The sequence below is a fragment of the Massilia sp. CT11-108 genome (assembly GCF_047302915.1).
Lineage (GTDB): Bacteria > Pseudomonadota > Gammaproteobacteria > Burkholderiales > Burkholderiaceae_D > Telluria > Telluria orientalis.
In genome coordinates, this window is the sequence record NZ_JBKYMO010000095.1 from 1 (window position 1) to 14705 (window position 14705).

Genomic DNA, 14705 nt, shown 5'->3' on the forward strand with positions numbered 1-14705 from the left:
CACCGCGTAGTGGGTCGGGTTGACCACCACCACGTTGGCGTTGGCCACCGACTCGTTCGGCGGGGCGGAGGCGTTTTGACGCCCCATGTTGCGGCGCGGGGTGTTTTTGTGGGGGTGGGCGGGCGGGGTCGTGTCGCCCGAGATCACGCAGCCGGCGTGCGCCAGGCCGATCAGCGGGACGAGCGGGTCCGTAAAGCGGGCCGGCTTGTTGGTGACGATGCCCCAGGCCATGCCGGCCGCCGTCAGGCCGTCCAGCAGGTCGGAGATACCGTCGAACAGCGTGCTGTGCACGGCCATGTTGGACTGGTAGCGTTCGAACCATTCGAGACGCATCTCTTCATAGCCCTCGTCCCCCGGCGCCAGGCCGAAGGCGGCGCCGATCATGCCGCGGGCGCCGGCCGATGCGGTCGGGCGGAGGATGGCGTACGGCGTCGGTTCCAGGCCGCGTTCCGTGCGCATCCAGTTGACGGCCGCCGCGAGGTCGGGCGCGGTGTCGGCCAGGGTGCCGTCGAGGTCGAACAGGACGGCGCGCGGCGCGGACAGGGAAGAAGAAAAGGTCATGAGTCGGTACTTAGAGCGGCTTACTGCAGGCAACCATGTAGTTGACGTCGGTGTCCTGGTTCAGCGAGTAGATCTTGGTCAGCGGGTTGTAGGTCAGGCCTTTCAATCCGTCGACGATGAGGCCGGCGTCGCGCACGAAGTTCGACAACTCGGCCGGCGTGATGAATTTGGCGTAATCGTGGGTGCCGCGCGGCAGCATGCGCAGCACGTATTCCGCGCCGACGACGGCGAACAGATACGATTTGACGTTGCGGTTCAGCGTGGAAAAGAACACGCGGCCGCCCGGCTTGACGAGGGCCGCCGCGGCGCGCACGATGGAAGCCGGGTCCGGGACGTGCTCGAGCATCTCCATGCAGGTGACGACGTCGAACTGGCCCGGCTCTTCCGTCGCCATGTCCTCGGCCGCGATCAGTTTGTAGCGCACCTCCACGCCCGATTCCAGGCTGTGCAGGTCGGCCACCTTCAGTGCCTTTTTCGACAGGTCGATGCCCGTGACCTTGGCGCCCTTGCGTGCCATCGATTCGGCCAGGATGCCGCCGCCGCAGCCGATGTCGATGACGTTTTTACCGGCCAGCGGCACGCGCGCGTTGATCCATTCCAGGCGCAACGGGTTGATGTCGTGCAGCGGACGGAATTCGGACGTCGGGTCCCACCAGCGGTGGGCCAGTTCACTGAACTTCTGGATCTCTAAGGGATCGGCATTGGTCGTCGTAGTCATAGGACGGAATGATAGCGGAAATGGGTAGCGGTACGGATGGGATCGTGAAAAAAACCGGGCCATAAAAAAACCCCGCCGCAGCGGGGTTGTTCAGGCGTTAAGCCAGATTACTGCTTGTTGCTGCGGGTACCGACGACTTCGATTTCCACGCGGCGGTTCTTCGCACGGCCGGCGGCGGTCTTGTTGTCGGCGACCGGCTGCTTCTCGCCTTTGCCTTCGGTGTAGACGCGGTTCGATTCGACGCCCTTGCTCTGCAGATAGGCCTTGACGGCTTCGGCGCGGCGGACGGACAGCTTCTGGTTGTACTCATCGGTGCCGACCGAGTCGGTGTGGCCGACGGCGATGATGACTTCCAGGTTGATGTCTTTCAGCTTCGAGACCAGGTCGTCCAGCGACGCTTTGCCGGCCGGCTTCAGGACGGCCTTGTCGAAGTCGAAGAAGGCGTCAGCCGAGTAGCTCACTTTTTCCGAGGTCGGGACCGGAGCCGGTGCCGGGGCCGGAGCCGGGGTTGCAGGTGCCGGAGCGGCGACCGGCGGCGGCGGCGGAGCGACGCACTTGCCGTTTTCCAGACGCTCGGGTTCCACGCACAGCGGTGCGTCGCAGCCCGGGACCGCGTCGGCCGGGGTCCAGTAGCCCGTGCGCCAGCACAGGCCGAACGGATTACGGGCGATGACACCACGGGCATCCTGCACGTAAGCGCTGTACGGCGTCGGCGCCTTGATATCGGTGGTCAGCGGCGCATACGGAGGCGCACTTTGCGCGGATGCGCTGCCCGCCATCGCGGCCGTAGCTGCGAATACGAGGGTTGCCAATTTGTTCATATTTTTTCTTCCTTTCGGTAAAATCTTCTAGCGGCGAAACTGCCCCAGGGCAATAAGACGTGAGCATAATATTAACACTCGAGACAGCACGTCAGTTCCGCATTGTGAAACAAGCAATTAACGTCTCGGCCATTTTGCCACATACGCCACATCCGCACGACCGACCGGCGACCAATTGCCGTGCATGCTATTTGTCGCGTTGTTTCTGCGCAACAAGGTGTCGGAAGTCGCACGCAAGCTTGACGAAGGTTTATGACAAGCATGTGTCAAAGGGCTAATTGTGCTTGTTTGCTATCGGCGCCGCTTGCCGTTGAAATCGGTTATTGATAGGGCTGCCGTGGTAAAATCATGGGCTTGGAATATCACTTATCAGCCTGAAGGCGCCGACCCGCACAATGGATCAATTCGCAAAAGAAACAGTTCCAATTTCCCTGGAAGAAGAGATGCGCAAGAGCTACCTCGATTACGCCATGAGCGTGATCGTGGGCCGTGCTCTGCCGGACGTGCGCGACGGCTTGAAGCCCGTGCACCGCCGCGTGCTCTACGCGATGCACGAGATGAACAACGTGTGGAACCGTCCTTACCTGAAGTGCGCGCGCGTGGTCGGCGACACGATGGGCAAGTACCACCCGCACGGCGACGCGTCGATCTACGACACCCTGGTCCGCATGGCCCAGGACTTCTCGCTGCGCTACACGCTCGTGGACGGGCAGGGCAACTTCGGCTCGATCGACGGCGACTCCGCCGCGGCGATGCGCTACACCGAATGCCGCCTGGACAAGATCTCGAACGAGCTGCTGGCCGACATCGACAAGGACACCGTCGACTTCCAGCCGAACTATGACGGCAAGGAAAAAGAGCCGACCGTCCTTCCGACGAAGATCCCGAACCTGCTGATCAACGGCTCGTCCGGTATCGCGGTCGGCATGGCGACGAACATCCCGCCGCACAACCTGTCCGAAGTGATCAGCGGCGCGATGCACGTCCTCCGCAACCCGGATTGCACGATCGACGAGCTGATCGAGCTGATCCCGGCGCCGGACTTCCCGACGGCCGGCATCATCTACGGCGTCTCGGGCGTGCGCGACGGCTATCGCACGGGCCGCGGCCGCGTCGTGATGCGTGCCAAGACCCACTTCGAGGAATACGGCAAGGACGGCGGCCGCATCGCGATCATCGTCGACGAGCTGCCGTACCAGGTCAACAAGAAATCCCTGTTGGAGCGCATCGCCGAAAACGTGCGCGACAAGAAGCTGGAAGGCATTTCCGACATCCGCGACGAGTCCGACAAGTCGGGCATGCGCGTCGTCATCGAGCTCAAGCGCGGCGAAGTGCCGGAAGTCGTGCTGAACAACCTGTACAAGCAGACCCAGCTGCAGGACACGTTCGGCATGAACATGGTGGCCCTCGTCAACGGCCAGCCGAAACTGCTGAACCTGAAGCAGATGCTGGAGTGCTTCCTGTCGCACCGCCGCGAAGTGGTCACGCGCCGCACCGTGTTCGAGCTGCGCAAGGCACGCGAACGCGGCCACATGCTGGAAGGCCTCGCGGTCGCGCTGGCGAACATCGACGATTTCATTGCCATCATCAAGGCCGCGCCGACGCCGCCGGTCGCGAAGACGGAACTGATGTCGCGCGCGTGGGATTCGTCCCTCGTGCGCGAAATGCTGAGCCGCACCGAACTCGGCGCGTCCGGCGGCATCGAGGCGTTCCGTCCGGAGCACCTGCCGAAGCACTACGGCATGCAGCAGGACGGCCTCTACAAGCTGTCGGACGAGCAGGCCCAGGAAATCCTGCAGATGCGCCTGCAGCGCCTGACCGGCCTGGAGCAGGACAAGATCGTCAACGAGTACAAGGAAGTGATGCTGCACATCGCCGACCTGCTCGACATCCTGGCCCGCCCGGAGCGCGTCACGAGCATCATCGTCGACGAGATGGCGCAGATCAAATCGGACTACGCGGACAACGGCAAGGACACCCGCCGTTCGGCCATCGAGCACAATGCGTCCGACCTGGAAACGGAAGACCTGATCACGCCGCAGGACATGGTCGTGACCCTGTCGCACACGGGCTACATGAAGTCGCAGCCGATTTCCGAATACCGCGCGCAGAAGCGCGGCGGCCGCGGCAAGCAGGCGATGGCGACGAAGGACGAGGACTGGATCGACCAGCTGTTCATCGCGAACACGCACGACTACATGCTGTGCTTCAGCAACCGCGGCCGGATGTACTGGCTGAAGGTGTGGGAAGTGCCGCAGGGTTCGCGCAACTCGCGCGGCAAGCCGATCGTGAACATGTTCCCGCTGCAGGATGGCGAGAAGATCACCGTGATCCTGCCGCTGTCGGGCGAGAACTCGACGTTCCCGGAAGACCATTATGTGTTCATGTCGACGAGCCTCGGCACGGTCAAGAAGACGCCGCTGCGCGACTTCAGCAATCCGCGCAAGGCCGGCATCATCGCGGTCGACCTGGACGACGGCGACTTCCTGATCGGCGCCGCGCTCACGGACGGCAAGCACGACGTGATGCTGTTCTCGGACGCCGGCAAGGCCGTGCGCTTCGACGAGAACGACGTGCGTCCGATGGGCCGGACGGCGCGCGGCGTGCGCGGCATGAACCTGGAAGAGGGCCAGAACGTGATCGCGCTGCTGGTCGCCGAGAACGAGCAGCAGTCCGTGCTGACCGCGACGGAAAACGGCTTCGGCAAACGTACCCCGATCACGGAGTACACGCGCCACGGCCGCGGCACGAAGGGCATGATCGCGATCCAGACGTCCGAGCGTAACGGCAAGGTCGTCGCCGCGACGCTGGTCGACGAGACGGACGAGATCATGCTGATCACGACCGGCGGCGTGCTGATCCGCACCCGCGTGGCCGAGATCCGCGAGATGGGCCGTGCCACCCAGGGCGTCACCCTGATCGCGGTGGAAGACGGCACCAGGCTGTCCGGCCTGCAGCGCGTGGTCGAGACCGACCTCGAGGAAACGGAACTGGAGCCGGCGCCGGAATAAGCCGGATAGTCCATCGGAAAGCCGCCCTGACGCTTGCGTCCTGGCGGCTTTTTTACTGGTCGAAACTTTGACTAACCGTCGTTCCCGCGCAGGCGGGAACCCAATTTCGAGCAGCCTGGATGCAAAACTTGGACCCCCGCCTCCGCGGGGGCGACGTGTCATATGCCGTCGAAATGGGGCCTGTTGAGGATTTTTTGCAAGTTTCGTGCGAAAATCGAGGAACCCGCATTGTCATGCCGGGATTGCAAGCCCCCCGCACCAGCCATCATCAAGGACATCCGTGAAGAAAACTCTCGTCGCCATCGCCTCCGCCCTCGTCATTTGCTCTCCTGCCGCGTTCGCCGCGACGCCGGTGCCGTCAGCCGATCCGGCCGTCGTCGCCGCCACCAAGCAGATGCTGGCGTCGATGAAGATCCGCGACGTGATGCAAGCGTCGCTGAAGCAGGCGGACCAGCAGATGCCGGCCCAGATCAGCGCGTCGATGAATGCGATGATCGACAGCGACGCCACGCTCTCCGCGGAGAAGAAGGCCGAGGCGCACAAGAAGCTGCAGGAAGCGCTGCCCACGCTGACCGCGCAGATGCACGGCGTATTCAGCGACCCGACCCTCGTCGACGACATGCTGGCCGAAATGGTGCCGCTGTACGCCGAGACCTATACGCTGGACGAGATCCGCCAGCTGTCCGCGTTCTACGCGTCGCCGCTGGGCCAGAAGATGCTGGCGAACATGCCGACGCTGATGACCCGCAGCATGGAGATCAGCAACCGCGTGATGATGCCGCGCGTGCAGAAGATGATGGCGCAGAGCGCGCAAAGCATCGTCGGCAAGTAAGGAGGAGACGATGACCCAGGTGTACAACTTCTCCGCCGGCCCGGCCGTTCTGCCGAAAGAAGTGCTGCGCCAGGCGGCCGAAGAGATGCTCGACTGGCACGGCAGCGGCATGTCCGTGATGGAGATGAGCCATCGCGGCCCCGAGTTCATTTCGATCGCGAAGCAGGCCGAAGCCGACTTCCGCGAACTGCTGGGTGTCCCGGACAACTACAAGGTCCTGTTCCTGCAGGGCGGTGGCCTGGGCCAGAACGCGATCATCCCAATGAACATGGTGGGCCGCAAACCCCAGCCCGCGGCCATCGATTTCGTCCACACGGGTTCGTGGTCCGGCAAGTCGATCAAGGAAGCGAAGCGCTACGCGAACGTGAACGTGGCCGCATCGGGCGAAGCGAGCCGCTTCACCACCGTGCCGCCGCAGGAGACGTGGAAGCTGAGCGCCGACGCGGCCTACCTGCACCTGTGCACGAACGAGACCATCGACGGCGTCGAGATCGGTTACGTCCCGACCGTGCAAGGCGATACGCCGCTCGTCGTCGACATGTCCTCGCACATCCTGTCGCGCCAGGTCGACGTGTCGAAGTACGGCGTGATCTTCGCCGGCGCGCAAAAGAACATCGGCCCGGCGGGCCTGACGATCACGATCGTGCGCGAGGACCTGCTCGATCACGCCTTGCCGATCTGCCCGGGCGTGTTCAACTGGCGCGCGGTGGCGGAGGCGGAGTCGATGCTGAACACGCCGCCGACGTACGGGATCTATATCGCGGGCCTCGTGTTCGCGCACCTGAAAAAACAGGGCGGCGTGGCCGAGATGGAACGCCGCAACATCGAAAAAGCGCGCCTGCTGTACGCGGCGCTGGACGCCGACGACTTCTACCAGAATCGTGTGGCGCCCGACTATCGCTCGCGCATGAACGTACCGTTCTACCTGCGCGATGAGTCGTTGAACGAACAATTCCTGGCCGGCGCCAAAGCGCGCGGCCTGCTGCAACTGAAGGGCCACAAGTCCGTCGGCGGTATGCGGGCATCGATCTACAACGCGATGCCGATCGAGGGTGTGCAAGCCCTGGTCGATTATTTGAACGAGTTCGCGGGGCGCTGAGTCGCCGCATCCTCGTCGTTCCCGCGCAGGCGGGAACCCATGCTGAGCGTACCCTTGTCGGCAACGTGGCGATGCCCATGCCGCGACTTCGGGTAATCAGCATGGATCCCCGCGTCCGCGGGGATGACGGGCGAACCGAAACCCATGAGCAGACGATGACAGACAAACTCAAACCCCTGCGCGAACAGATCGATGCGATCGACGCGCAAATCCTCGAACTCCTTTCACGCCGCGGCAAGGTCGCGCAGGAAGTCGGCCATGTGAAGGCCGAGACGAACGCCCCCGTGTTCCGCCCCGAGCGCGAAGCGCAGGTGCTGCGCGGCGTCGCCGAGCGCAACCCTGGTCCGCTGAAGAACCAGGACGTGCAGACCATCTTCCGCGAGATCATGTCGTCCTGCCGCGCGCTGGAAAAGCGCGTGACGGTCGCGTTCCTCGGCCCCACCGGCACGTTCAGCGAACAGGCCGTGTTCCAGCAGTTCGGCAGCGCCGTCGAAGGCCTGCCGTGCGTGTCGATCGACGAAGTGTTCCGCGCCACCGAGGCCGGCACCGCCGACTACGGCGTCGTCCCGGTCGAGAACTCGTCCGAGGGCGCCATCAACCGCACGCTCGACCTGATGCTCGCGACCACGACGATCATCAGCGGCGAAGTGTCGATCCCCGTGCATCACAGCCTCATGACGAAGACGGGCAGCATGGACGGCGTGAAGGTCGTGTGCGCGCATTCGCAGGCGCTGGCCCAGTGCCAGGTCTGGCTCAACCTGCACCACCCCGGCATCGAGCGCCGCGCCGTCGCGTCGAACGCGGAAGCGGCCGTGCTGGCGAGCCAGGATCCGGCCATCGCCGCGATCGCGAGCGAGATGGCGGGCGAACAGTACAAGCTGGGCGTCGTGCAGGCGCACATCCAGGACGACCCGCACAACCGCACGCGCTTCCTGATCATCGGCAGCCAGGCCACGGGCCCGTCGGGCAAGGACCGCACGTCGATCGTGCTGGCCGTGCCGAACAAGGCCGGCGCCGTCTACAGCCTGCTCGCGCCGCTCGCGAAGCACGGCGTGTCGATGACGCGTTTCGAATCGCGTCCCGCGCGCATCGGCACGTGGGAGTACTACTTCTACGTCGACGTCGAAGGCCACATCGCCGATGCCGCCGTCGGCCGCGCGCTCGAAGAACTCAAGGACAACGCCGCCTTCTTCAAGGTATTGGGATCCTATCCCGTCGGCCTCTGAATCACACCACTACAGCCAAGAGAATCCCATGTCGCAATTCGGTCCCGATTACGTCCGCGCCATCGCCCCTTACCAGGCCGGCAAACCCATTTCCGAAGTCGCCCGCGAGTTCGGCCTCGATGAAGCCAATATCGTCAAGCTGGCGTCCAACGAAAACCCGTTCGGCGTTCCCGAATCGGCCAAGGCCGCGATGCTTGCTGCCGCCACTGAACTCGGCCGCTACCCGGACGCCAACGGCTTCGAGCTGAAGGCCGCGCTGGCCAAGCGCTACGACGTGCCGGCCGACTGGATCACGCTCGGCAACGGCTCCAACGACATCCTCGAGATCGCCGCGCACGCGTTCGTGCAGAAGGGCCAGGCCGTCGTCTATGCGCAGTACTCGTTCGCCGTGTACGCGCTGGCCACGCAGGGCGTCGGCGCGCGCGGCATCGTTGTTCCGGCCAGGAACTACGGCCACGACCTCGATGCGATGGCCGCCGCCATCGATGCCGACACGCGTCTCGTCTACATCGCCAACCCGAACAACCCGACCGGCACGTTCATCGCCGCACCCGAGATCGAGGCGTTCCTGGCCAAGGTGCCGGCGTCCGTCGTCGTCGTGCTGGACGAGGCCTATAACGAATACCTCGAGCAGAAGGACCAGTTCGAATCGACGCAGTGGGTCCGCAAATACCCGAACCTGATCGTCTCGCGCACCTTCTCGAAAGCGTACGGCCTCGCGGGCCTGCGCGTCGGTTTCGCCATCGCCCAGCCGGCCGTGACGGACCTGATGAACCGCATCCGCCAGCCGTTCAACGTGAATTCGCTCGCGCAGGCCGCCGCCATCGCGGCGCTGAACGATAAAGAATTCCTGCGGAAGGGTGCCGAGAACAACCGCGCCGGCTACCGGCAGCTGACCGCGGCGTTCGATGAGCTCAAGCTCGAGTACGTCCCGTCGTACGGCAACTTCGTGCTCGTGAAAGTGGGCGACGACGAGGGCGCCGGCGCGCGCGTGAACCTCGCGCTGCTGAAGCAGGGCGTGATCGTGCGTCCGGTCGGCGCGTACGGCCTGCCGCAATGGCTGCGCATCTCGATCGGCCTGCCGGAAGAAAATGCGAAGTTCATCGAAGCGCTGAAGAAGGCCCTCGGTTGATGTTCACGAAAGTCGTCATCGTCGGCGTCGGCCTGATCGGCGGCTCGTTCGCGCTGGGCTTGAAGGCGGCCGGCGCCGCGGGCCATATCGTGGGCCTGGGACGCTCCGCGCAGGCGCTGGCGCGTGCGCGCGAACTCGGGATCATCGACGAAGCGGCGGCATCGCCGGAAGTCGCGCTGCGCGGTGCGGACCTCGTGCTGCTGGCGGCGCCCGTCGCGCAGACTGGGACCATCCTCGCATCGCTGCTGCCGCACCTGGAGCCGCAGACGATCGTCACGGACGCGGGCAGCACCAAGTCCGACGTCGTGGCGGCCGCGCGTGCCGCGCTGGGCGATCGCGTCCACCAGTTCGTGCCGGGCCACCCGATCGCCGGCCGTGAATCGAACGGTCCGGACGCGGCGATCCCCGACCTGTACCGCGGCAAGAAGACCGTGCTCGCGCCGCTGCCGGAAAATGCCCCGGAAGCCGTCGAGAAAGTGGCCGCCGCGTGGCGCACGTGCGGCGCCATCATCCACATGCTCACGCCGCAGGAACACGACAAGGTGTTCGCCGCCGTCAGCCACCTGCCGCACCTCCTCGCGTACGCGCTCGTCGACGACATCGCCAACAAGCCGCACGCGGACCTGCTGTTCCAGTATGCCGCCAGCGGCTTCCGCGACTTCACCCGCATCGCGGGCTCGTCGCCGGAAATGTGGCGCGACATCAGCCTCGCGAACCGCGACGCGCTGCTCGGCGAACTGGACGCCTATCTCGCTCAATTGACACACCTTCGCGCGCGGCTCGCCGCCAGTGACGGAGCCGCGCTGGAGGCGACCTACGCCAACGCCCAGCGTGCCCGCCGCGCGTGGACCGAAGCGATCGAAGCCGCGGAAAAACCGCCGGCGCCCGATCAGGAATCTGGAAAATGACACAAGCTAAAATCTATCCCCAGCACATCGACCTCGAACCCGTGATGCGCGTGCAGGGCACCGTACGCCTGCCCGGCTCGAAGAGCATATCGAACCGCACGTTGCTGCTGGCCGCACTGTCCGAAGGCACGACGACCATCCACGACCTGCTCGCGTCGGACGACACGTCCGTCATGCTGGACGCCCTCAGGAAGCTCGGTATCCGGTGGGAAGAAGTCGACGAGCGCACGCACGTCGTCCACGGCGCCGGCGGCAAGCTGCCCGTCGGCCAGGCCGACCTCTTCATGGGGAATGCGGGCACCGCGATCCGTCCGCTGACGGCGGCGCTGGCCGTGATCGGCGGCGATTACACGCTGCACGGCGTCGAGCGCATGCACGAGCGTCCGATCGGTGACCTGGTCGACGCGCTGAACGCGGTCGGCGCCAGCATCGAATACACCGGCAATCCGGGCTACCCGCCGCTGCACATCCGCGCAGGCAAGGTCCAGCCGGACCGCATCGCCGTGCGCGGCAACGTGTCGAGCCAGTTCCTGACGGCCCTCCTGATGGCTGCGCCGCTGATGGCGGTCGACAAGCCGGTCACGATCGAGGTCGTGGGCGAGCTGATTTCGAAGCCGTACATCGAGATCACGTTGAACCTGATGCGCCGCTTCGGCGTGACGGTCGGCCAGGACGGCTGGGCGTCGTTCACCGTGCAGCCGGGCCAGACCTACCAGAGTCCGGGCAGCATCCACGTCGAGGGAGATGCGTCGTCGGCGTCGTACTTCCTGGCCGCGGGCGCCATCGCCGGCGGTCCGGTGCGCGTGGAAGGCGTGGGCAAGGATTCGATCCAGGGCGACGTGCGCTTCGCCGACGCGCTGGAGCAGATGGGCGCGACGATCACGAAGGGCGACAACTGGATCGAGGCGAAGTCGAACGGCGTGCTGAAAGCGATCGACGCGGACTTCAACCACATCCCGGACGCCGCGATGACGATCGCCGTCGCCGCACTGTACGCGGACGGCACGAGCACGCTGCGCAACATCGCCAGCTGGCGCGTGAAGGAAACCGACCGCCTGGCCGCGATGGCGACGGAACTGCGCAAGGTCGGCGCGACGGTGGAGGAGGGCCCGGACTACATCCGCGTGACGCCGCCCGACACGCTGTCGCATGCGACGATCGACACCTATGACGACCACCGCATGGCGATGTGTTTCTCGCTGGCGTCGCTGGATGGCGCCGCGCGCCGCGGCAACGCGATGCGCATCAACGATCCGAAGTGCGTGGCCAAGACGTTCCCGGATTATTTCGAAACGTTTTCCGGAATCGCCCAGGACACCGTATCCTGATGGTTTGATTTTCGGTGGGCACGGGGTGCCCACCCTACGTCCGACGATTGCCGTAGGGTGGGCACCCCGTGCCCACCATCATGCGAGCATCCCGTCGGCATTTTGGTAACAAATTCACATGCCGAACTCGAATATTCCCGTCATTACGATTGACGGCCCGACCGCCTCGGGCAAGGGCACGGTTGCCCACAAGGTCGCCGACCGCCTGGGCTTCCACCTGCTGGATTCCGGCGCCCTGTACCGCCTGACCGCATTGTCCGCACTGCGCCGCGGCACCGACCTGCACGACGAGCACGCGCTCGCCAAGGTCGCCGAACACCTGCCCGTCCGCTTCAACGGCGGCCACATCTATCTCGGCACGGAAGAGGTGAGCAACGCCATCCGCCAGGAAGAAGTCGGCAATACCGCGTCGAAGATCGCCGCGCTGCCGGCCGTGCGCCAGGCGTTGTACGGCTTGCAACTGAGCTTCCGCGAAACGCCCGGGCTCGTGGCCGACGGCCGCGACATGGGCACGGTGATCTTTCCCGGCGCCCAGCTGAAGGTGTTCCTGACCGCAAGTGTTGAGGCACGTGCGCAACGCCGGTATAAGCAATTGATTGACAAAGGATTTTCTGCTAATATGGACGATCTGCTGGCGGATTTGCAGGCCCGCGACGCGCGCGATACCCAGCGCGCCGTGGCCCCGCTGGTGCCGGCGGAAGGGGCGCACATCCTCGATACCTCGCAGATGACGGCGGACGAAGCCGTCGAACAGGTACTGGCCTGGTACGCGCATCCCTGAACAAGAATTCGTTCCTGAAGGCGTAGGAACTGCCGTGAGAGCGGCGTTTTTTGGTGCCCGGGATGTCCCGGGTGTGGTTCAACTTGACCCAGTTCAGATCGCATATAGCCGATCTGCTGGCTAACATCTCAAAACTTATGGCTACTGCAGCAAATCAAGATACCGGTATGGAAAGCTTCGCAGCACTCTTCGAAGAGTCGCTGGCGCGTCAAGACATGCGTTCGGGCGAAGTCATCTCCGCCGAAGTCGTGCGTCTGGATCACAACTTCGTGATCGTCAACGCCGGCCTGAAATCGGAAGCTTTCATCCCCATCGAAGAATTCAAGAATGACCAGGGCGAACTGGAAGTCAACGTGGGTGACTTCGTTTCCGTGGCCATCGAATCGCTGGAAAATGGTTTCGGCGATACCATCCTGTCGCGCGACAAGGCCAAGCGCCTGGCATCGTGGCTGGCTCTGGAAAAAGCAATGGAATCGGGCGAGATCGTCACCGGTACCGTGAACGGCAAAGTCAAGGGCGGCCTGACCGTCCTGACCAACGGCATCCGCGCATTCCTGCCGGGTTCGCTGGTCGACACCCGTCCGGTCAAGGACACGACCCCGTTCGAAGGCAAGACCCTGGAATTCAAGGTCATCAAGCTGGACCGCAAGCGTAACAACGTCGTGCTGTCGCGTCGCGCCGTCATCGAAGCATCGATGGGCGAAGAGCGTGCGAAGCTGATGGAAACGCTGAAGGAAGGCACCGTCGTCACCGGCGTCGTCAAGAACATCACCGACTACGGTGCGTTCGTCGACCTGGGCGGCATCGACGGCCTGCTGCACATCACCGACCTGGCATGGCGTCGTGTGCGTCACCCGTCGGAAGTCCTGTCGGTTGGTCAAGAGATCACCGCTAAGGTCCTCAAGTACGATCAGGAAAAGAACCGCGTCTCGCTGGGCGTCAAGCAACTGGGCGACGATCCGTGGACCGGCCTGTCGCGTCGCTACCCGCAAGGCACCCGCCTGTTCGGCAAGGTCACGAACCTGACCGACTACGGTGCGTTCGTGGAAGTCGAGCAGGGCATCGAAGGCCTGGTGCACGTCTCGGAAATGGACTGGACCAACAAGAACGTGGCGCCGAACAAGGTTGTCCAGCTGGGCGACGAAGTCGAAGTCATGGTCCTGGAAATCGACGAAGAGCGTCGTCGTATCTCGCTGGGCATGAAGCAGTGCAAGGCGAATCCGTGGGACGACTTCGGCATGACCCACAAGAAGGGCGACAAGGTCAAGGGCCTGATCAAGTCGATCACCGACTTCGGCGTGTTCATCGGCCTGCCGGGCAACATCGACGGCCTGGTGCACCTGTCCGACCTGTCGTGGACCGAGCCGGGCGAAGAAGCTGTCCGCCGCTTCAAGAAGGGCGACGAGCTGGAAGCCGTCGTTCTGGCGATCGACGTCGAGCGCGAGCGTGTCTCGCTGGGCGTCAAGCAGCTGGAAGGCGACCCGTTCAACAACTTCGCTTCGCTGAACGACAAGGGCACCCTGGTCACCGGCACCGTGAAGTCGGTCGAGCCGAAAGGCGCCGTGATCGCCCTGAGCGACGAAGTCGAAGGCTACCTGCGCGCTTCGGAAATCTCGCGCGACCGCGTGGAAGATGCCGGCACCCACCTGAAAGTGGGCGACAAGGTCGAAGCCTTGGTCATCAACATCGACCGCAAGGCACGCAGCATCCAGCTGTCGATCAAGGCCAAGGACAACGCCGAGACCCAGGAAGCCATGCAGAAGCTGGCTTCGGACAACAGCGCAGCAACCGGCACCACCTCGCTGGGCGCCCTGCTGAAGGCCAAGTTCGATAACAAAGGTTAATCACCTGAGAATGAGCAGATGACCAAGTCCGAGCTGATCAACCGCCTGGCCGAGCGCTATTCTCAGCTGGTGGCAAAAGACGCCGAGTTCGCCGTCAAGACCATCCTCGATGCGATGACGGGCGCTCTCGCGAGCGGCCAGCGCATCGAGATACGGGGTTTCGGCAGCTTTGCCCTGAACAGCCGGCCGCCCCGTATCGGCCGCAACCCGAAGTCCGGCGACAAAGTGATGGTGCCCGAAAAACGGGTGCCCCACTTCAAACCGGGCAAGCAGTTGCGCGAGCGGGTGGATGCGATGGTCGGACAACCGATCATCGAAGACTGATCCGTCTGCGACAGACTCACGAAACGGCGTCCCTCGGGGCGCCGTTTTTTTTGGTGCGCCCAGCATGGGCGCACTCTTGTGGGTGGAAGTCCCGCCGCGAGCTGACCACAGCGAGCGAAG

The 14705-nt window shown here is 64.2% G+C and carries 13 protein-coding genes; 10 read left to right on the forward strand and 3 right to left on the reverse strand.

Annotated features, from left to right (window positions below; all coding sequences use genetic code 11):
* The 3 genes from ACEN88_RS10530 to ompA all read right to left on the reverse strand — a co-directional run.
* Positions 1–561: HAD hydrolase-like protein (locus ACEN88_RS10530; RefSeq protein WP_413339419.1), on the reverse strand; the 561-nt coding region annotated here is incomplete at its 3' end.
* 10 nt (positions 562–571) lie between these two features.
* The gene (gene ubiG, locus ACEN88_RS10535; RefSeq protein ID WP_413339421.1) at positions 572–1279 is read right to left on the reverse strand and encodes a bifunctional 2-polyprenyl-6-hydroxyphenol methylase/3-demethylubiquinol 3-O-methyltransferase UbiG; all 708 of its coding nucleotides are present in this window, start codon (positions 1277–1279) and stop codon (positions 572–574) included.
* Positions 1280–1386: 107 nt separating this feature from the next.
* Positions 1387–2100: an outer membrane protein OmpA gene (gene ompA / locus ACEN88_RS10540; RefSeq protein WP_413339423.1), complete on the reverse strand. Its 714-nt coding sequence runs from the start codon at positions 2098–2100 to the stop codon at positions 1387–1389.
* A gap of 395 nt (positions 2101–2495) precedes the next feature.
* Here ompA and gyrA point away from each other — a divergent pair, with 395 nt between their 5' ends.
* The 10 genes from gyrA (at position 2496) to ACEN88_RS10590 (ending at position 14585) form a co-directional block, all read left to right on the forward strand.
* Positions 2496–5111, forward strand: a complete 2616-nt coding sequence (gene gyrA / locus ACEN88_RS10545; protein WP_371764795.1) for a DNA gyrase subunit A — start codon at positions 2496–2498, stop codon at positions 5109–5111.
* Between the two features lie 280 nt (positions 5112–5391).
* Positions 5392–5943, forward strand: coding sequence for a DUF2059 domain-containing protein (locus tag ACEN88_RS10550; RefSeq protein ID WP_413339425.1), 552 nt, complete (start codon positions 5392–5394; stop codon positions 5941–5943).
* A gap of 10 nt (positions 5944–5953) precedes the next feature.
* Positions 5954–7042: a 3-phosphoserine/phosphohydroxythreonine transaminase gene (gene serC / locus ACEN88_RS10555; protein WP_413339427.1), complete on the forward strand. Its 1089-nt coding sequence runs from the start codon at positions 5954–5956 to the stop codon at positions 7040–7042.
* A 155-nt stretch (positions 7043–7197) separates the two neighbouring features.
* The gene (gene pheA / locus ACEN88_RS10560) at positions 7198–8268 is read left to right on the forward strand and encodes a prephenate dehydratase (protein WP_413339428.1); all 1071 of its coding nucleotides are present in this window, start codon (positions 7198–7200) and stop codon (positions 8266–8268) included.
* Positions 8269–8296: 28 nt separating this feature from the next.
* Positions 8297–9400: a histidinol-phosphate transaminase gene (gene hisC / locus ACEN88_RS10565; RefSeq protein WP_413339429.1), complete on the forward strand. Its 1104-nt coding sequence runs from the start codon at positions 8297–8299 to the stop codon at positions 9398–9400.
* On the forward strand, positions 9400–10308 hold the full coding sequence (locus tag ACEN88_RS10570; protein WP_413339430.1) for a prephenate dehydrogenase: 909 nt from the start codon (positions 9400–9402) through the stop codon (positions 10306–10308). Before hisC ends, ACEN88_RS10570 begins: the two co-directional genes overlap by 1 nt.
* The gene (gene aroA, locus ACEN88_RS10575) at positions 10305–11636 is read left to right on the forward strand and encodes a 3-phosphoshikimate 1-carboxyvinyltransferase (RefSeq protein ID WP_413339431.1); all 1332 of its coding nucleotides are present in this window, start codon (positions 10305–10307) and stop codon (positions 11634–11636) included. Before ACEN88_RS10570 ends, aroA begins: the two co-directional genes overlap by 4 nt.
* Before the next feature lie 118 nt (positions 11637–11754).
* Positions 11755–12417 carry a (d)CMP kinase gene (cmk, locus tag ACEN88_RS10580; protein ID WP_413339432.1) on the forward strand — a complete coding sequence of 221 codons (663 nt, stop codon included), beginning with the start codon at positions 11755–11757 and terminating at the stop codon, positions 12415–12417.
* A 137-nt stretch (positions 12418–12554) separates the two neighbouring features.
* A complete protein-coding gene (gene rpsA / locus ACEN88_RS10585) occupies positions 12555–14261 on the forward strand; it encodes a 30S ribosomal protein S1 (protein WP_413339433.1) in 1707 nt (568 codons plus the stop codon).
* 18 nt (positions 14262–14279) lie between these two features.
* The gene (locus ACEN88_RS10590) at positions 14280–14585 is read left to right on the forward strand and encodes an integration host factor subunit beta (RefSeq protein ID WP_056450593.1); all 306 of its coding nucleotides are present in this window, start codon (positions 14280–14282) and stop codon (positions 14583–14585) included.
* The last annotated feature ends 120 nt before the right edge of the window (positions 14586–14705 follow it).